Below are 19,040 nucleotides of genomic sequence, written 5' to 3' on the forward strand. Positions count from 1 at the left end.
CTGGTTATCGGTGCCGTTGTCCGTGTTTTGCCACGGTTAACGGACTTACCAAGTGAAAACCACAGAGGCCGCGCGCTGCTCTGCACGGAACTCTGTGGTTGATAAGCATGCAGTGTACCGCCTAACGGCGGCCACTGCAAACGCACTTAGTTCAAGGTCTTGTGCAGACCTTGCAAATCGTACACACGCAACTCATCCAGATGGCGGATGCCTTCGACGGCCGCTTCCGCGCCCGCGATGGTGGTGTAGGTCGTCACGCGCGAAGCCAGGGCCGAGGTGCGGATGGCCCGCGAATCGACGATGGCGCTGCGTTTTTCTTCCACGGTGTTAATCACCAGCACGATTTCATGGTTCTTGATCATGTCGACGACGTGCGGACGGCCTTCGATCACCTTGTTCACTGGCGTGACGGCGATGCCGGCAGCAGCGATCACGGCGGCGGTGCCCTTGGTGGCGACCACGGTGAAACCGGACTCGACCAGGTCACGCGCCACTTGCACGGCGCGCGGCTTGTCCGACGCTTTCACGCTGATGAAGACCTTGCCCGATTTTGGCAGGTTCACGCCGGCGCCCAGTTGCGATTTCACAAACGCTTCGCCGAACGTCAGGCCCACGCCCATGACTTCGCCCGTCGATTTCATTTCAGGGCCCAGGATGGTGTCCACGCCCGGGAACTTGACGAACGGGAACACGGCTTCCTTGACGCTGAAGTAAGGCGGCACGACTTCCTGCGTGATGCCTTGCGAGGCCAGCGATTGGCCGACCATGCAGCGCGCGGCGATCTTCGCCAGTTGCAGACCGGTGGCTTTCGACACGAAAGGCACGGTGCGCGAAGCGCGCGGATTGACTTCCAGCACGAAGACGACGTCTTTCATTTCGCCATCGATTTCCTGTTTCTGGATCGCAAACTGCACGTTCATCAGGCCGACCACGTTCAGACCCTTGGCCATCAGCGCCGTCTGGCGTTTCAGTTCATCGATGGTTTCTTGCGACAGCGAGTATGGTGGCAGCGAGCAAGCCGAGTCGCCAGAGTGCACGCCAGCCTGTTCGATGTGTTCCATCACGCCGCCGATGAACGTCGTTTCGCCGTCGGAGATGCAATCGACGTCGCACTCGATGGCGTCGTTCAGGAAACGGTCCAGCAGCACCGGCGAATCGTGCGAAACCTTGACGGCTTCGCGCATGTAGCGCTCGAGGTCGCGCTGCTCATGGACGATTTCCATGGCGCGCCCGCCCAGCACGTACGATGGACGCACCACCAGCGGGTAACCGATTTCCTGCGCCAGCGCCAAAGCGTCGGCTTCCGTGCGCGCGGTGCGGTTAGGCGGCTGGCGCAGTTCCAGCTTGTGCAGCAGTTGCTGGAAACGCTCGCGGTCTTCGGCCGCATCGATCATGTCGGGCGAGGTGCCGATGATCGGTACGCCATTCGCTTCCAGGTCCAGCGCCAGTTTTAATGGTGTCTGGCCGCCGTACTGCACGATCACGCCGACCGGTTTTTCGATGGCGACGATTTCCAGCACGTCTTCCAGGGTCAGCGATTCAAAATACAAGCGGTCCGAGGTATCGTAGTCGGTCGAAACTGTTTCTGGGTTGCAATTGACCATGATGGTTTCGTAGCCGTCTTCGCGCATGGCGAGGGCCGCGTGGACGCAGCAATAGTCAAACTCGATACCCTGGCCGATACGGTTCGGGCCACCGCCCAGCACCATGATCTTTTTCTTGTCGGTCGGATTCGATTCGCACTCTTCGTCGTACGTGGAATACATGTACGCCGTGTCGGTCGAAAATTCCGCTGCGCACGTGTCGACGCGCTTGTACACAGGACGGATGTTCAGCGCGTGGCGCTGCAGGCGCACGGCCGTGTCGGTCGTCTGCAGCAAAAAGCCCAGGCGGCGGTCCGAGAAGCCCTTCTGTTTCAACTTGTACAGGGTGTTCTTGTCCAGGTTGTCCAGCTTCTGCGTATCGAGCCACAGTTCCAGGTCGACGATTTCCTTGATCTGGATCAGGAACCATGGGTCGATCTTGGTGAGATTGTGCACTTCTTCCAAAGTAAAACCTTGGGCAAACGCATCGCCCACGTACCAGATGCGCTCAGGACCAGGCTCGCCCAGTTCTTCTTCGATCTTTTCGCGGTCCTTGGTTTTCTCGTTCATGCCGTCCACGCCCACTTCCAGGCCGCGCAAGGCTTTCTGGAACGATTCCTGGAACGTACGGCCGATCGCCATCACTTCGCCGACGGATTTCATCTGCGTCGTCAGGTGGTGGTCGGCGGTCGGGAACTTTTCGAACGTGAAACGGGGAATCTTCGTGACGACGTAATCGATCGACGGTTCGAACGAGGCCGGCGTGGCGCCGCCCGTGATTTCATTGCGCAGCTCGTCCAGGGTGTAACCGACGGCCAGCTTGGCGGCGATCTTTGCAATCGGGAAACCCGTGGCTTTCGATGCCAGCGCCGACGAACGCGATACGCGCGGGTTCATCTCGATGACGATCATGCGGCCATCGACAGGGTTGATCGAGAATTGCACGTTCGAGCCACCGGTATCGACGCCGATCTCGCGCAGCACTGCCAGACTGGCATTGCGCATGATCTGGTATTCCTTGTCCGTCAAGGTTTGCGCTGGCGCAACGGTAATCGAGTCACCCGTGTGCACGCCCATCGGGTCCAGGTTTTCGATCGAGCAGATGATGATGCAGTTGTCCGCCTTGTCGCGCACCACTTCCATCTCGTACTCTTTCCAGCCCAGCAACGATTCTTCGATCAGCAACTCTTTCGTCGGCGAGGCTTCCAGGCCGCGTTTGCAGATGGTTTCGAATTCTTCTTCGTTGTAGGCGATACCGCCACCGGAACCACCCATGGTGAACGATGGACGGATGATGGTCGGGAAGCCCAGCGTGCGCTGCACGGCCCACGATTCTTCCATCGAGTGCGCCACGCCGGAACGGGCCGAACCGAGGCCGATCTTGGTCATCGCGTCCTTGAACTTGGAACGGTCTTCCGCCTTGTCGATGGCTTCCGGCGATGCGCCGATCAGCTCGACGTTGTATTTCGCCAGCACGCCATTGTTGAACAGGTCCAGCGCGCAGTTCAGCGCCGTCTGGCCACCCATCGTCGGCAGGATCGCGTCAGGACGCTCCTTGGCGATGATGCGTTCGACGACCGACCAGGTGATCGGCTCGATGTAGGTGACGTCGGCCATTTCCGGGTCCGTCATGATGGTCGCAGGATTGCTGTTGACCAGGATGACTTTGTAGCCTTCTTCGCGCAGGGCCTTGCACGCTTGCGCGCCGGAATAATCGAATTCGCAGGCCTGGCCGATCACGATCGGGCCAGCGCCAATAATCAGAATACTTTTGATATCTAAACGTTTAGGCATTTTTCTTTTTCTCCTCCGCAGCCATCAAGTTGATGAAGCGGTCAAACAGGTAAGCAACATCCATCGGGCCCGGCGACGCTTCAGGGTGGCCCTGGAAGCAGAAGGCCGGCTTGTCCGTGCGGGCAAAGCCCTGCAGGGAGCCGTCGAACAGCGATTCATGGGTCACGCGGCAATTCGCGGGCAGAGTTGCCGCGTCGACTGCGAAACCGTGGTTTTGCGAGGTAATCAAGACCTGTTTCGTTTCCAGGTCTTGCACCGGGTGGTTCGCGCCGTGGTGGCCGAACTTCATCTTCAAGGTTTTTGCGCCGGAAGCGATCGCCATGATCTGGTGACCGAGGCAGATGCCGAAGGTCGGGATGCCCTTCTCGATCAGCTCGCGGGTAGCAGCGATGGCGTAGTCGCACGGTTCCGGGTCGCCGGGACCGTTCGACAGGAAGATGCCGTCCGGATTCAACGCCAGGGCGTCGGCAGCGGTGGCTTGCGCTGGCAGCACGGTGACTTTGCAGCCGCGTGCCGTCAGCATGCGCAAGATGTTGCGCTTGACGCCGTAGTCGAAGGCGACCACGTGGTATTTCGCGTCCGCGTCCGCCAGTTGGCCGTAGCCTTCGCCCAAGGTCCATTCCGTTTCGCGGTACTCGTAGGCAGCCTTGCTCGATACCACCTTGGCCAGGTCCATGCCGGACAAACCGGGGAAGGAGCGGGCCAGTTCCAGCGCTTGCGCGGCGGATGGCTCATTGCCTTGCGTGCCGACCAGGATGGCGCCGCCCTGCGCACCTTTTTCACGCAGGATGCGCGTGAGCTTGCGTGTATCGATGCCGGCGATGGCAACGATATTTTCAGCTTTCAGGTAATCGGACAGGGAGAGCGTGGAACGGAAATTGGATGCCAGCAATGGCAGATCGCGGATGATGAGGCCAGCGGCGTGAACCTTGGAAGACTCGACGTCTTCCGGGTTGACGCCCGTATTGCCGATATGCGGATAGGTCAGGGTGACCATCTGGCGGCAATAGCTTGGGTCGGTAAGGATTTCCTGATACCCGGTCATCGAGGTGTTGAAAACAACCTCGCCCGTGGTATGACCGGCGGCACCGATCGAAAAACCTTTAAAGATCGTTCCATCAGCAAGCGCTAATATGGCTGGAACGGCAGGGCCAGAAAAAAATGGCGGCAAGGGCAACTCCTGATAAAGTTACCGTAGCTGCGCCACGTCAGACCGACCGCCTAGATACCCGAGCCAGATGCACTCAGGGTGTTTCAACGGTCATTTTGAATGAGGGGATGGGTAGTCGCTACGGTATATGTGTGATTGGCTAAACCTTTGAATTATAACCAAAAGGAAGCTTTTCCACAAGGAAGAAAATGTAGAGTGGGCGGCATTTTTTTGCGCAGCAGCATAAAACCCGCGCCCCATGAAAAAGCCGCCCGGCTTGCGCGGGGCGGCTTGCAAAGCAATATAGGTTGCTACTTAGGCTGTCAAAGCCGCGATACCTGCTTTGGCGATTTGCGCATCTTCGGCGGACTTCACGCCCGAGACGCCGACGGCGCCCACGTAGTGGCCATCGAACACGATGGGCACGCCGCCTTCGAGCAAGCCGTCGATTTCCGGCGCGCTCAGGAACGACACGCGGCCGCCATTGATCATCTCTTCATAGATGCGCGATTCGCGGCGGCCCAGTGCGGCCGTCTTGGCTTTCGATGGGGCGATGTGCGACGAGATCGGCGCCACGCCATCCATGCGCTGCAGCCACAGCAGGTGGCCGCCGTCATCGACGATGGCGATCACGACCGCCCAGTTATTCTTGACCGCTTCCGCTTCGGCGGCGGCAGCGATTTTCTTTACGTCGTCCAGGGTCAAAATCGGTTTCGATTGCATGGTGCATCCTTGTTATGTTGAATCAAAATTGTATACGAAATGCGCAGCGGCGCGATCGATTACTGATCGCTTACTGCTCGCGTTTGGCTTTCAGCTTTTGCTTGAGCTGCGCCATGACGGCAAACGTCGCCTGCTCGCCCGCGAGGATCGCCTGGTTGCGGCTGTTGAAATCGTTGCCCTTCATGGTGCCCAGGCTGGGCTGGATCACCACGTCCGCATCTTTCAATTCGAACTGGTTGATGCGCTGCCCCATGATGGCGAACGTCTGCATCAGCACTTCCATCGAGCTGATGGCCTTTTGCGTATCCGTTTGCGACGAGATATTCACGGCAATGATGAAATCGGCGCCCATGTCGCGCGCAAAGCGCACGGGCACGGGAGCGACCAGGCCGCCATCGACATAGGTGTGGCCGGCAATCGTCACAGGCTGAAATACGCCCGGCACGGCCGACGAGGCGCGCACGGCCATGCCGGTGTTGCCACGCTGGAACAGGATCGGCTGGCCATTTTTCAAATCGGTCGCCACCACGCCAAACGGAATCTTCAGCTTTTCCAGCGGCACGCCGCCGACAGCCTTGTTGACATAGCTTTGCAGCGCCTCCCCCTTGAGCACGCCGGACGACTTGCCGAACAGGGGCAAGGCCCAGTCCGAAATGGCCGCCTCGTCCATGTCGAAGGCCATCTTTTGCAGGGCGAAGCCCGAGTTGCCCGCCGCATACATCGCGCCCACCACGCTGCCGGCGCTGGTGCCGGTGACGATGTCGGCGTGGATGCCCTGCGATTCGAGCGCCTTGATCACGCCGATATGCGCGAAGCCGCGCGCCGCGCCACCACCGAGCGCCAAGCCGATCTTGATCTTGCGCGGCGTGACGACGATGGGTTCCGGTGGCGTCAATACTTGTATCGGTTTCGGGGCGGTGGTATCGCAGCCGGCCAGCGCAAAGGCGGCCAGGGCAAGCAGGGTCAGGCGTTTAGGGAACATGGTGGAGAGGGGAAACCGCGCGCGGCAGTGGCAATATAGGAGAACCGATTGTAGCGCAAGCGGGGCCGTCCGCACTGAAGGCAGTCTTAAATGTTTATGGTGACAAGGTTCGTGCGGGCCTGCCCTACTGCTAGACTGGCGCCTGTTTTTTACTTGTTCCCGATATGTCAGAACATCAATTTGCCGACAGCCGCGCCCTGAGCGCCCCTTTTTCACAGCAGCTGGCCAGCCAGCCCGGCGACGGCGCCCTTGCCTGGCTGACCGCCATCCTTGCCACGCAAGCGCCCGCGCTGCGCTCGTCGAACACCATCCTGCTGGCCTACACGGGCAACCCGGCCGCCATCGACTGGATCGACGCGAATGTCGGCTCGCCCGTGGCAGGACAATGGGGCGTGGCGGCAGCCCTGCTGGGCACGCCCTGGCCGCGCATCCTTGACTGGCTGCAGCGCGGCGGCCCGCACCGGCTGATGGCGCTCGATACCCTGCGCGCGTATCGCAAGCCGGCCGTCAACATGTCGCCTCTGGAACAGATTGCCGCCCCTGTGCTGCCGCAGGCACCCGCGCGCGCCGAACTGGACGCCGCGCTGGCCGTCTGCCTGGCCGCGTCCGCCACGCCGCGCATCCAGGCGGCGGTGAGCACCATTACGCAACACGCCGACGAGATCCTGCGCGGCGGCCCACGCGGCGTAGCCGTGGCCGACTTGCCGCGCCTGTACCTCGATCCGGCACCGTTCCAAGATGCTTCCGCCATTCTGGAGCAACACGCGACCGTGGTGGGCGGCATGCGCAAAAACCTGCAAAACCTGCTCAAGGGCATAGTGTGAACAGGCAAACCCTTGTGGCCATCGACTTGAGCGATATCAACTCGTCACGCCAGCTGCATGCCAGCCTGGCGGCCGCGCTGGCCTTTCCTTCCATGTATGGCATGAACTGGGATGCCTTCTGGGATGCCATCACGGGCCTGGTGGACATGCCGCAACAGCTGGAACTGCGCGGCTGGCAAGCCTTCGCGAGGCGCCTACCCGCCGATGCGGCCATCCTGCAGCGCATCCTGGCGCGCATGGCGCAGGACATGCCGGCCCTGGCAGCGCAGGTGCGCTATGCCTGAGCCTGCGACATTGTCTATTTCGAATATCCCTGTTCGTTGAACTGTCCCGCGTCCAGCGTCGCCCAGGCATGGCGGATGCCCCACCACATCAGATAGGCATTGCCGCCGCCGCGCGCGCGGAACCACGGTTTCACGGGGTCGATCGGCCGTACCTTGGCCGGCGGCAAGATCAGCACGCCGGTCGTCTGTGCGGCGTCGCTGGTGCCCGCCACCAGCACGTTCTGGCCAAAGTGATTTGCCTGCGCGATGCCCAACGCCACATTCGTCAAGGCCGTGGCAGCGCCCATTTCGCCCAGCAGCGCCGGGGTGTTGAAGGTTTGCTTGAGAAAATCGAAGGCCGGCAATTCAGTCGTCAAGGTTTGCGCCAGGTAGCCGATGCGATCCGACGAGACCGGATGCGCATTGTGCGCGTCATGGATCACATAGCCGATCTCGGCATCGGTCTTGCGCCCATTCGCGGCCGCCTGCGCCAGCGTCGCCTGCCACGCCTGCACCGTCGGCGGCGGCAAGCCCTTCTGCGCCGTAAATGCACTGACCTGCTGCGTGGCCGGATAGCCTATCCACGCCAGCGCATCGCGCTCCGTCTTGTAATGGGGACCGGCCAGTACCAGCAAGACCATGTTTTCATTGATCTGCTCATCTTTCGGAAAACTGGGCGCATCCCAGCTCATCACCCACACCGTTTCCTTCGGATGCGCCTGCAGATAATCGAGGGCGGCCGCTAGGGAGATAAACCCGGCATTCGCGCCGCCAGCCGTCACGCGCACGTCGGGCGGGGTGGACTTGGTCCAGGAGTTGGGGAAGTTCGGGTTACCAATTGAAAAGGTATCGATAATCTCATCGCGTAAATCGTTGCCGGCGAGGACAGGATCCAGCCGTGCGTCTGGCACGCTATACTCAACATGAATGCCAGCCAGTTCATGCCAGCCTATTTTGTTTTTTACGTCATGGGCATTGTAAAAATAGGTGGGGTTTGAAAAATACATCCCATGAAATCTTAATATCATCTCCAGCACATATTTATGGTGATATCCTTTGAAAGTCCCTTTAATTTTGTTTGTTGATGCAATGTCAGCAACATATTTCAGCTCAGAAAACTCTTTCGGATATAGTTCCACCATGTCATCTTTTTTATTGGGCCGCACCTTGCCTAGCGTCCATAGCAACTGCCACTCAGTGGGATAATCCTGACGCTGAAGAGGATTAAGCCATTGCAAACCAACCACCTGTGCAGTGAATGGCTTACCAACACCCAAATCTTCAGAATTGTCTTTTTCGATGATCAATGCAGGCTTCACTGCGCATGCGGATATGCCTATCGTCGCCATAATTGCAGCAATGGTGGGAAAAAGAGAATTTCTGGCCATGATTATTCCTTTATTTTTCAAAAAATTTACCAATATGGAAATTGAAATTTTTACATTCCTTGGTTTTCGCGTAAATTTTTTATTTTCTCTGGCATTGCCCCCTCTGAAGAACTTTTACTCCAATCAAAAGCCGTCTGACCTTCCAAATCCCCTTTCGTTAAATATTTATACAGCATTTCCATTTCTTTTTTATCTTCAAAATATTGGAGAAACCGCCAATCCGCCATGGTTCTCAACTCCCGCAAATCCGTTTCCAACAAATGGCAGCAGCCCACGGCCACGTCATATGCGAGCGCCTTTCTGGAGTGCTCGCTATTGGTCAGGATGGTGGAGTGATCGGTGGCATAGGTGCCCACGTTGCCGGCCAGGCCCGCCTGGATTTTCCGCTGGCGCCATGCCGTGTATTGCGCGCTCGCCGTCTCGGGATGGTCTTCTTCCGTGACGTGTTTGCCTTTCTCGACCTTGCCTTCGCGCTTGGCCATCATGCGCAGGGAGGCGTGGTATTCGTATTGCAGTGCCGCTTCGCTCTCCTCGTTGCCGCGCGCGGCATCGGTGCGCTGTTTTTCGCCATGCAGGCCGCCACGCGGTATCTCCAGCTCGCGCTCGCCATGGAACGGGTCGCCCTGCGGATGGGCGGCATCCTTGTTGCGATCCCAGCCATGCGGATGCAGTCCCATGTCAAAGCTGGGGCAGATCTCGCCAAACAACTTCGCCTTCGGGAAGAAGGTCTCCGGCAGGTCGGGCGCTTCCAGCGGGATTTTCCAGTACTTGTCGGGCGAGGCATTGATACGCTTGCGCATCAATGCGGTGGCCACGATGGCGATGGGCGCAAACGCCACGGTGAGTATCTGGAACAGCCAGTTCTCTTGCGCTTCCAGGCCCTTGGCCACGCTATACGTGGAAATCATGGAAGGCGGATTCCAGAAATGGTCGCTGCCAAAATCAATGGCAGGACGATGATCGCCCCAGTAGTCGTACGCGCCTTTTACGCCGACAGGAAAACCTTCGGCAAACACGCGCTGGGTAAATATTCCCTCGCCGCCTGCCCTGGCGATTTCGCCAGGGTCGACCTTGCCCTGGCGGTCTTTCTTTGGCAGGCCATCCTTCTCCAGCACGGGACCGGCCAGGCCGCGCCAGCCCATGCCTTGCACCGTCAGGGACGAAATCACCTGGTCATGCGGATTGCAATACAAGGTCACGCGTCCCACGGTGGCGCCCCGCACGCCATAAGTATCAATATCGTGCTGCGCCTTGAAGGGGTGATGCGCACTGCTCATGGCCTGGTCGATTTTCTCGGCCTTCCATTGTGCGGCGCGCCGCTCGCCGATGAGGGCGAAGAAGGCCGCCAGCGTACCGAAACGGGCGGCGGCCGTCTGGCGCCCCGTGCTGCCGTCGGCCGCCTTCAGATTCGACGACGTCCAGTTCTCCGCCATATTGTCTTCCACCACGCTGTACGGTGGATTGCACAGGACATAATTATCGGCAATGCAAGGCCACATCCTGCCTTGGGAGTCAGCCACCTTGGGCAGGCGCTCGCCCAGAAAGGCCGCTGCCATGCTGACCATATTGCCCTGGCTATGGCACACGATGGTGATCGGCACGTCGGCCTGTTTTTGCCGTATGGCCTCGATCAGCCGGGCCAGGCGGTAGGCGGCCAGCACGAAATACGGGCGTGGCGGGCAGGCGTACACCTGTCTGTCATTGGTCGGATTCATGTGCTGAATCTGCATCCACAAAAACAGCTGGTCCGACAAGCCTTCGCCCCACAGGTCCGGCAGCGAACTGCAGCCATTGGCGAACGGTCCGCCGCCCCAGTAATTCTGCTCGTTCAGGAATATGCCGTCGCCATACGTCTGCAACTCCTCGTCATTGGCCGCATAACCCCAGCGAAAGCGGATCACGGGCGAGTAGCCATCGCCTTCCATGAAGGTTCTGGGTTTCATCAGCGGGTTAATGAAACCGTCGCGCGTCAGCTGCTTCAAATAGCGGGCCGGCGTCATGGCGATGCCCTCTTGCGCGCCGCGATCGGCATCATGCTGGCGCCGGTGCAAGCGCGCATTCAATCCCGCGCACAAACCGGTTTCCGCCTCGTCGTACCACTCGCCATCGGAATTGACGCCATGCACGAAAATCATGATGCCTGGCAAGGGCAAGCGTGTGCTAATGAGTAACTTGTCGTGATCGAAGCGCAACAGGCCGTCTTTTTCGCCTATCTGCAGGTATTTGCTTTCATCGAAGGGCAAGGAACCTGCCTTGGGCTTGTGTATACTCATGCCTGACTCCCGTGAATGATGGACAACGCACTATCCACGCTCAGTCGCGCGGCCTGAAAATACGTACCCTGAGTTTTTCCAGGCTGTCGCCCACGATGGCCGCGCCCTTGCCTTCGCTGTCGGCATCGACCACTTGCTGCGAGCCATCCTCACGATCCACGACGATCTTGACGCCACTGACGGGACTGTCGTCGAGGCCGGAAAGCACCTGCGGCATGCGGCCCAGGTCGCCCTCGTCAAAGCTTGGCAATTCAGCCTTGCTGCTGGCCGGGCCATTCCAGTGATGGCCATCGGTCTTGATGGTCAGCGCACCCGGCCCACCCAGTTCCACGCTGCCGCCCGCCAGTTTCAGATAGGCGCCACCGGCCGTCATGAACGTGATTTCATCCTGCGCCATGCCGATCATGCGGGTATTGGCCGTCAATTTCAGGGCCTTGGCGGCGTTCAGCTGCATCTCGTCAAACTGGCTCTGCATGAGAAATTTGCCATGGTGCGCGATCTGGGTGATGCCGCCCTTGTGGGCAAACACGGAAACGCCCTCGCCGGCCTGCATGCTGCAGCGCTGGCCCGCGATCACATGTACATGCTGCTGCGCCACCGTGTCGACATTCACGCCGGCATAGCTGACGATGGTCTTCGGGCTGCTCAGCGCCAGCCCCGCGGGCGCCGTCAGGCTGGCAGTCGGTGCCACGGCACCAGCCACCGCCTCTTTCAAGGCGGCCGCGGGCGCCACGTCGACCGGCAGCGCCTGGTGCGCGCCAGCGTATTCGCCCAACGATTTGAACAGGTCCAGGCACTCTTGCATCAACGCCAGATGTTCCTCGGCGGATAACTGCCCACCTGTCGCGTCGAGGCGCCGCCAGGCCGACAACAGCAGCGCCTTGCCGCTGCGGATCGCGCCGCCGTGATCGCTGCGCAACTCGAATCCGTCGCCGCGCTGCTGGCCAGCGCCGCCGGCGCGCGGCTCGACAAGGAACCCAAGGTTGAGCTCAGTGGTGGCGTGATCGCTGGCCAGCTGGGCACTGATTTGCCGGGGCGTGTCGTCAAAACGCAGCTGATTGCCGCCCTGGCCGCGCACTTCGCGGCTGCGCATGCCTGCCAGGTAGCGGTTGCCCGGCAGTGCGCCGCGCTTGCTGAGTGCAGGCGGCGGCGCCACCGCGTTGAACAATTGTCCCAGGACAATCGGCCGGTCAGGGTCGCCTGCCAAAAATCCGATCAGCACTTCCGAGCCGATGCGCGGCAATGCCAGCGTGCCGCACTGGTGCGCGCTGCCCTGTCCATCGCCAGCCCAGTTGCTGACGACGCGCAGCCAGGCCGTGTCGCGCTCCGTATCCGAGGCGCCGGAACCTTGCGCATGTGCATGGTCGGCAGCGCGGGTGGCAGGAAAACGCACCTTGATGCGCCCTTGCTCGTCGCAATGCACTTCTTCACCGCTGGGGCCGACGACGATGGCGCTTTGCAGCTGCGGCTGGGGTACATCGCGCTGTGGATCGAATGCGGGCACCAGGGCCACGCTGGAACGCACGCAGCTGAAGCGCATGCGAAAACGCGACGTTTCCGGCCCCGTCTCCCCTGCCACCCAGGCTGCGCCTTGCGCCAGCCAATCACTGGCGGCGAACAGACGCGCGATGCGCGCATCCAGGGCGCGCGGCAGGTTGTTACTGGCATGCACTTCCAATGCCGTGACAAGGAAACGCCGGGCATCTGGCCGATGCCGGTCGATTTCCGGATGACCTTCCAGGCTGAACTGCTGGCCGGCACACAGCGAGCGCACGACGCCCTCGCCATGAAAACACTTGGTTTCCACATCATGGCGCGCCATCGCCAGCAAGCCCAGCTGGCGGAAATCTTCCGCGTCATTGCCCATGTGCGGCGTCGCCACAAAATAGTCGTCGAGCTTGGCCGCAAGGCAATTGCCGCTGGCACCCTGATCGGCCATGCCGTCCGCATCCGTCTGCATGAACTGGCGGTTGCGCGGCGCCGCATAATCCCAGCTATGGCGCCCCATGCTGCCTGCCTGCAGGGTGCGCACGGCGCCCCAGGCCGTGATGGTATCGCTCTCTTCGGTGGCGTCCGCCCGGTGGTAGCGGATGACAGGCGCCACATTCTCCGGCAGGCGGCTGGCGTCGTCGAACAGCAACAGGACATGCGACGGCATGGCGTCGGACGCCCCATGCCGTGCGGCGCCAGGCTGGATGACCCAGGAAATGCCGCGCCGCCGCAGCAGGCGCCGGATGAATGCGGCATCGGATTCATTGTGCTGCATGGTCAGTTCGCGCGCCGGAAAGTGACGACCGGCCAAGGCCTGATCGATTTCGCAAGCAAACGTGGCGCCGATGATGGTGTTGCCCAGCCGCCATTCAGCAATCAGCAATTCGACGATCTCCAGCTCCGTCTTGCCGCGGAACACACGTGTATTGCGGCGTTTTTCCATCAAGGTCAGCGCATCGTGCAGCACCAGCTGGTAAGTGGCGAGGCCGCCATCGCTCAGTCCGGCAGACGCTTGCGCGACGATGCCGCACACGCTGCGCAACTGCCCTGCGTCGGTAACGATCTGCAACTCGGCCGGCACACCGATGAACTGCTTGAGCGGCAAGTGCGCATCGAGCGAGACGCAACGTATGCGGTACTCCAGGCCGGCGCAAATGGCTTCGCGACCATCTACCTGCTGCGGCAACAGCACATCGTCGTTGATTCCGTCCGCATACGCCAGCCGCAGGCGCAATGGCCGGTGATGGGCGTTCAGTTCCTTCGCCGCCAGCATGAACTGCATGAATTCGTCCGCGCTCTCCATTCATCCTCCCCCTGTGCCGATACGCCTCGCTCCCAGCCCATCAGTATTCATACATTTGCCGGCTGCCAATTGCGGCGCATCAAGCGGCACCGGGAAATCGGATGTCATAGCACATGGCGTCACAGTCGCGGCTGGCGTCTCCGTTCAGCAAGCGCGCGCCCTGCCCCAGGCCTGCTGCGCCCTGCTCCTCCCTGGCCGTCAGGCTGCTGCCATGCACGTCGGCAGCGCGCAGGATCAGACGGATTTCGTATTGCATGCCTGGCAAGCCGAACAGGCTCAACATGTTTTTCAAGGCCAGCGCAGCGGAATGTCCGGGGAGAAAATCGTCGAACTGTGCCCGGTTCAAGGGCCCCAGGTACAGGCGCAGGCGCAAGTCCCGGCGCCGGCAGCGCGCGCCCAGCATGGCACCCTGCCCCAGGCTCACATTGCTACGATTGAGCAGGGAATGCTCATTGCTTGGGCGCACGTGCCAGGTGCTGACGAAGGACTCGATACGCAAGGGCACGCCGAAATAATCCGCCAGCACATCGGCCATCAACTCGGCGCTGACGGGCCGCTGCCGCAATGCCGCAGCGTAGTAAGCAAGCGCTTCCGGCGGCAGCGCGCCGGTGCTTGTCAGGCGCGACGGCCAGGCGCCAGCCAGCGCCAGCTGCAACGACAAAAACCCGGGGCGGCCGTTTGCGTCGACCTGGCACTCGATCCGGCTGCCGGCCCAGGCCTGATAAAACAGCACGGGCGCGCGTTGCGACAAGGCATCGAGAAAGGCTCGCGCGCCGACATTTCCCGTGGCCCGCTCCTGGCGCACCAGCCGCTCCGTATAGTGCAGGGGCAAAGTGCCATTCACACCCAGCAAGCCCATGAAACTGGGCCGCAGGTGCAGGCGGCCATGCTCGCCGTCATGCCACACCGCCTCTATCTCGCAGGCGGGAAACGCCAGCGCAACGCTCTGATGGAAACGCAAGCCATCGTGCAGTGCGGAATCGGCAGACGCGCCCTGCCGGCATAGCCAGCGTTCGAGCAGGCGCACGGTCTGGAAGAAACCGAAACGGTATGGCGCCTGGGACAGCAGCGCGATTACGCCAGTGCGTGCTGGCCATTGCGGGGCGGGCATCGCAGCAACTCCTTCCCACTCTTGTGCGAAATGACGACCAAACGGCAATAGCTGTTGACATGCACATACATGCCCAGCACATGCTCGATCACTTGCGCAAAGACATGCAGGCCGCTGCCGACGTAAGCCTCTTCATCCACCGACAGCAAGACGTCGATGCCAAACACCAGCACGCCACCACTGGCGTCGGGCATCCAGGTGCTGCTGGCGCGCTGCGTCAAGGCCTGGATGCCTTGAATTTGCCGTTGTGACATGAGTGAAGCAGGCAAATCATGCAGCGCCAGCATTTCCTGAAACAACGCCAGACCATCCTCCTGCAAAGACTGATGATTCAACGACAACAATGCCAGCAAACGGGCTTGCGCAGGCAAGTCAGCTTTAAAGCGATACGCCGGACTCGGCTGGCGCAACAGGCGCACCGGCAGCGCGCCAGCGGGCCCCTCGTGCCGCAGATCGCCATCTGGAGCACCGACTGGCAATGCACTCGGCAAGTGGCGATTGCTGCATGTCAGATCGACCGATACCGTCGTTATCCCGGCATAGGTATCGTCCTCGTCGCCGTCGACAAACGCCAGGCTGCTTTCGTAACCAGGATGGCTGAGCGCCCGCGCCTCATCGCGCCGCGCCACCCAGTAACGGCTCTGCGCGCCGCCAGCCTGCCCATGGCGCATGGCATAAAACGGCTGACAGTGCGTCACCGTGCCGGCATGGGCGCCCTGCCGCACCAGGCGCACGGCATCGACACTATGAATGTCATACGCGTGCGCATATTTATGCTCGGCCAGCAGCGGATACTCGCTGTGCATTTGCGTCAAGCGGATCGGCGCTGCAGCTTGCTGGAACAAATTAATCACCGGCGTGCAGGCAAGCAGCAAATTGCTTGCCGATACAGACCGCAGCAGGCGTGCACCAGCGCTGCTGGCAGTCATGTCCCGCAGACCCAGATGCAAGGTCCAACGCTGACATCCCGGCGGCAACAGCGGTGTGATCTGGCCTAGGTCGATATCGAAGAACTGGAATTTTTCAGGAAAAGCAAAGTATTCAGTCAGCAAGCAGTAGGCACGATGGGAACCGGGCTTGCGCGGCAACAGCGCCTCCTCCGGCAAAAAACCGACGGCACGCAGCGGCACTTGCGCCAGCGGCAACTGCACGCCGCCGGCCTCGATCCAGGCATGCGCGGCATGCAAAAACAGGGCATCGCGCAAGGTGGCCGTCAGCGATGGCGTGCCATCGATGAAGACGCGCACGGCAGGCAGCCTCAATTGCTCCAGCGTACCGGTGGCCGACGTGGACACGATATCGATGGCGATCGCAGTCGATATGTCGGACGGTAAATTGACCGCCGCAGCAACATCCATCACGGGAACGAAGCGCGCGCCGGCAAGGCTGAGCGGCGCCAGCACCACGTCATAGGCGGTGCGAAACTTGCAGACGACGCCCTGGTATGGCGGTGCATGCATCAATGTTCCGCGCGGCAAGATATCGATGCCGTCGCGCGCCTGGCCCGGCACGCCGCTGGCGTCCACGTGGGCAATCGAACACGCCGGAAATGGCCTCAGGTAGTGTGGAAAATTCACTTCCAGCATGGACTCGGTGAAAACATGGCGTGCGTCATCGATTTTCTTGGCCGTGCGGGCATTGCACAAGGCATAGGCCTCGATCAGGCGCTCGATATGCGGGTCCTGGCAACTGTTGCCAGTCAGACCCAGTGCACCGGCGACGCCGGGATAGCGCGCAGCGAACTCCTGCTGATGCGTACGCAGCATGCCCAGTTCGAGTTCATAGTACTTCAGCAACGATTCCATGCTGGCAGCTCCAAAGCAGGGCGGGCGACACAGGTCGCCAGACGGAAACTGCATTATTCAATAATGATAGAAAAGTAAGTTGCGCAGGAACAATAAGTCGAGCTGCAGCATGGCAGCGGCATCGTTCCCTGCCGAAATATGCTTGACAGCCCTGCCCCACTTCCCTTACATTAAGTGCATGTCCTCCTTCAAACATTCCTCCCCTTCCCTGCTGTCGCTATCGCGACTACTGCTAGCACGCGCATAAGCTTGCCGCATTGCTTCGCCTGGCCACACGCCGGCGTGTTTCAAAAACCCTGGAAGGTTTGATGATGTTTGCACCATCCCCCGCTACACCCGTAACTTCTGACGCGACCGCCACCGCTGGCGCCGTTGCCCTGCTTTGCCTGCTAAAACTACCGACCGCTTGCCTGGCCTAGTGTTGCGTGGCCGCCCGGCAAGCTTGCGCCACAACCATTGATTTCCCCCTATCTTCAGGAGTACCCGATCATGATGTTGCAAAACCCAGCTTCCAAATACCGCGCTTTCCCTCCCGTCAAATTGACCGACCGTCAATGGCCGAACCAGATCATCAGCAAACCGCCTATCTGGATGAGCACCGACTTGCGCGACGGCAACCAGTCCTTGATCGAGCCGATGAGCGCGGAAAAGAAGCTGCGCTTCTTCGAGATGCTGATCGCCATCGGCCTGAAGGAAATCGAAGTGGGTTTCCCATCGGCATCGCAGACGGATTTCGACTTCGTGCGTAAACTCGTGGATGAAAAGCGCATCCCGGACGACGTCACCATTATCGTGCTGACCCAGTCGCGTGAAGAATTGATCCGCCGCACGGTGGAATCGGTGGTCGGCGCCAAGCGCGCCATCGTGCACCTGTACAACTCCGTGGCGCCCGTGTTCCGCAAGGTCGTGTTCGGCATGTCGCGCGAAGAAATCACGCAGATCGCCACCACCGGCACCACCCTGGTCAAACAGCTGGTGGCGCAGCATCCGCAAACGGAATGGGGCTTTGAATACACGCCGGAATCGTTTTCCACCACGGAACTCGATTTCTCCAAGCACATCTGCGACGCCGTCAGCGCCATCTGGAAGCCGACGCCGGCCAACAAGATGATCATCAACTTGCCATCGACCGTGGAATGCAGCACGCCCAACGTGTATGCGGACCAGATCGAATGGATGTCGCGCAAGCTGGCGCGCCGCGATTCCATCATCATCAGCGTGCACCCGCATAACGACCGCGGCACGGCCGTCGCGTCGGCAGAGCTGGCCGTGATGGCGGGCGCCGACCGCGTGGAAGGCTGTTTGTTTGGCAATGGCGAGCGCACGGGCAACGTCGACCTGGTCACTTTGGCGATGAATCTGTACACGCAGGGCGTGCACCCGGGCCTGGATTTCTCCGACATCGATACCGTGCGCAAGTGCGTGGAAGAGTGCAACCAGTTGCCCGTCCACCCGCGCCACCCGTATGCGGGCGACCTGGTCTTCACGGCCTTCTCCGGCTCGCACCAGGATGCCATCAAAAAAGGTTTTGCCAAGCAACAACCGGACAGCATCTGGGAAGTGCCGTACCTGCCGATCGACCCGGCCGACCTGGGCCGCAGCTACGACGCCGTGATCCGCGTCAACAGCCAGTCCGGCAAGGGCGGCATGGCGTATTTGCTGGAACAGGAATACGGCCTGGTCTTGCCGCGCCGCCTGCAGATCGAATTCTCGCGCGCCGTGCAAGCCGTGGCCGACGCCACGGGCCGCGAAATCGCCGCGCACGATATCCACGACATCTTCCAGAAGGAATACCTGCAGCAGACGGCGCCGTACGCCTACGCCGCGCACCGCATGGTGGAAGACACCAGCAGCGACGAATCCGTGCAGATCGACATCAGCCTGTCGCACCGCCAGACGCCATTGGCCCTGCAAGGCGGCGGCAACGGCCCCATCGACGCCTTCGTCAATGCACTGGGCCTGGACATCAAATTGATGGATTACCATGAGCACTCGATCGGCTCGGGCGCCAACGCGCAAGCGGCGTGCTACGTCGAATTGCGCCTCGATAATGGTCCGACCCTGTTCGGCGCCGCCATCGACAGCAATATCGTCACCGCCTCGTTCAAGGCCGTCTTGTCGGCCGTGAACCGCCGCATCGGGCAGACGGAAGCCGAAAAAACAACAGCGGCCGACGTGGCGGCCAGCGCCGCCTGAACGCAGCTCGGGCATCCCTCATAGGGAGAAAAAGCGGTACGGCTTGATCGCCGTGCCGCTTTTTCATTTCTCCGAGGCAATTGTTGCTGCAAAAGAAGTATCACGCACCGTATAATCGACTCATAATAAGACCAGCGGAGACAAATTATTAGCT

12 protein-coding genes are annotated in these 19,040 nt (G+C 60.6%); 3 read left to right on the forward strand and 9 right to left on the reverse strand.

Annotated elements, in window-relative coordinates:
* Positions 1 to 146: 146 nt before the first annotated feature.
* The 4 genes from carB to CLU93_RS01300 all read right to left on the reverse strand — a co-directional run bounded on the left by carB (position 147) and on the right by CLU93_RS01300 (position 6,232).
* Positions 147 to 3,377 carry a carbamoyl-phosphate synthase large subunit gene (carB, locus tag CLU93_RS01285; protein WP_099759667.1) on the reverse strand — a complete coding sequence of 1,077 codons (3,231 nt, stop codon included), beginning with the start codon at positions 3,375 to 3,377 and terminating at the stop codon, positions 147 to 149.
* Entirely contained in the window at positions 3,370 to 4,548 is a 1,179-nt protein-coding gene (carA, locus tag CLU93_RS01290) for a glutamine-hydrolyzing carbamoyl-phosphate synthase small subunit (RefSeq protein WP_099759668.1), read from the reverse strand. The genes carB and carA overlap by 8 nt, the downstream gene beginning before the upstream one ends.
* A gap of 294 nt (positions 4,549 to 4,842) precedes the next feature.
* The gene (locus CLU93_RS01295; protein ID WP_099759669.1) at positions 4,843 to 5,250 is read right to left on the reverse strand and encodes a GlcG/HbpS family heme-binding protein; all 408 of its coding nucleotides are present in this window, start codon (positions 5,248 to 5,250) and stop codon (positions 4,843 to 4,845) included.
* A gap of 70 nt (positions 5,251 to 5,320) precedes the next feature.
* Positions 5,321 to 6,232: a patatin-like phospholipase family protein gene (locus CLU93_RS01300; RefSeq protein ID WP_099759670.1), complete on the reverse strand. Its 912-nt coding sequence runs from the start codon at positions 6,230 to 6,232 to the stop codon at positions 5,321 to 5,323.
* Positions 6,233 to 6,396: 164 nt separating this feature from the next.
* On the opposite strand from CLU93_RS01300, the gene CLU93_RS28420 reads away from it, so the two are divergent.
* Both CLU93_RS28420 and CLU93_RS01310 read left to right on the forward strand, forming a co-directional pair.
* Complete coding sequence (locus CLU93_RS28420; RefSeq protein WP_218968319.1) at positions 6,397 to 7,056, forward strand: hypothetical protein; 660 nt, start codon at positions 6,397 to 6,399, stop codon at positions 7,054 to 7,056.
* Between the two features lie 14 nt (positions 7,057 to 7,070).
* Positions 7,071 to 7,340 carry a barstar family protein gene (locus tag CLU93_RS01310; RefSeq protein WP_257224826.1) on the forward strand — a complete coding sequence of 90 codons (270 nt, stop codon included), beginning with the start codon at positions 7,071 to 7,073 and terminating at the stop codon, positions 7,338 to 7,340.
* Positions 7,341 to 7,354: 14 nt separating this feature from the next.
* Here the strand turns inward: CLU93_RS01310 and CLU93_RS01315 are convergent, their stop codons facing one another.
* The 5 genes from CLU93_RS01315 to tssF all read right to left on the reverse strand — a co-directional run bounded on the left by CLU93_RS01315 (position 7,355) and on the right by tssF (position 16,690).
* On the reverse strand, positions 7,355 to 8,707 hold the full coding sequence (locus CLU93_RS01315) for a virulence factor (protein WP_099759672.1): 1,353 nt from the start codon (positions 8,705 to 8,707) through the stop codon (positions 7,355 to 7,357).
* 50 nt (positions 8,708 to 8,757) lie between these two features.
* Positions 8,758 to 10,980: a T6SS effector phospholipase Tle3 domain-containing protein gene (locus CLU93_RS01320; protein WP_099759673.1), complete on the reverse strand. Its 2,223-nt coding sequence runs from the start codon at positions 10,978 to 10,980 to the stop codon at positions 8,758 to 8,760.
* Positions 10,981 to 11,020: 40 nt separating this feature from the next.
* Complete coding sequence (locus CLU93_RS01325; protein ID WP_099759674.1) at positions 11,021 to 13,774, reverse strand: type VI secretion system Vgr family protein; 2,754 nt, start codon at positions 13,772 to 13,774, stop codon at positions 11,021 to 11,023.
* A gap of 79 nt (positions 13,775 to 13,853) precedes the next feature.
* Positions 13,854 to 14,885 carry a type VI secretion system baseplate subunit TssG gene (gene tssG / locus CLU93_RS01330; protein ID WP_099759675.1) on the reverse strand — a complete coding sequence of 344 codons (1,032 nt, stop codon included), beginning with the start codon at positions 14,883 to 14,885 and terminating at the stop codon, positions 13,854 to 13,856.
* Positions 14,849 to 16,690 (reverse strand): type VI secretion system baseplate subunit TssF, encoded by a 1,842-nt coding sequence (gene tssF / locus CLU93_RS01335; protein ID WP_180287783.1) that lies wholly within the window; start codon positions 16,688 to 16,690, stop codon positions 14,849 to 14,851. The genes tssG and tssF overlap by 37 nt, the downstream gene beginning before the upstream one ends.
* A 489-nt stretch (positions 16,691 to 17,179) precedes the next feature.
* Between tssF and leuA the strand changes: the two genes are divergently transcribed.
* Positions 17,180 to 18,886, forward strand: a complete 1,707-nt coding sequence (leuA, locus tag CLU93_RS01340) for a 2-isopropylmalate synthase (RefSeq protein WP_099759677.1) — start codon at positions 17,180 to 17,182, stop codon at positions 18,884 to 18,886.
* The last annotated feature ends 154 nt before the right edge of the window (positions 18,887 to 19,040 follow it).

This window comes from Janthinobacterium sp. 35, from assembly GCF_002754575.1.
GTDB lineage: Bacteria > Pseudomonadota > Gammaproteobacteria > Burkholderiales > Burkholderiaceae_D > Janthinobacterium > Janthinobacterium tructae.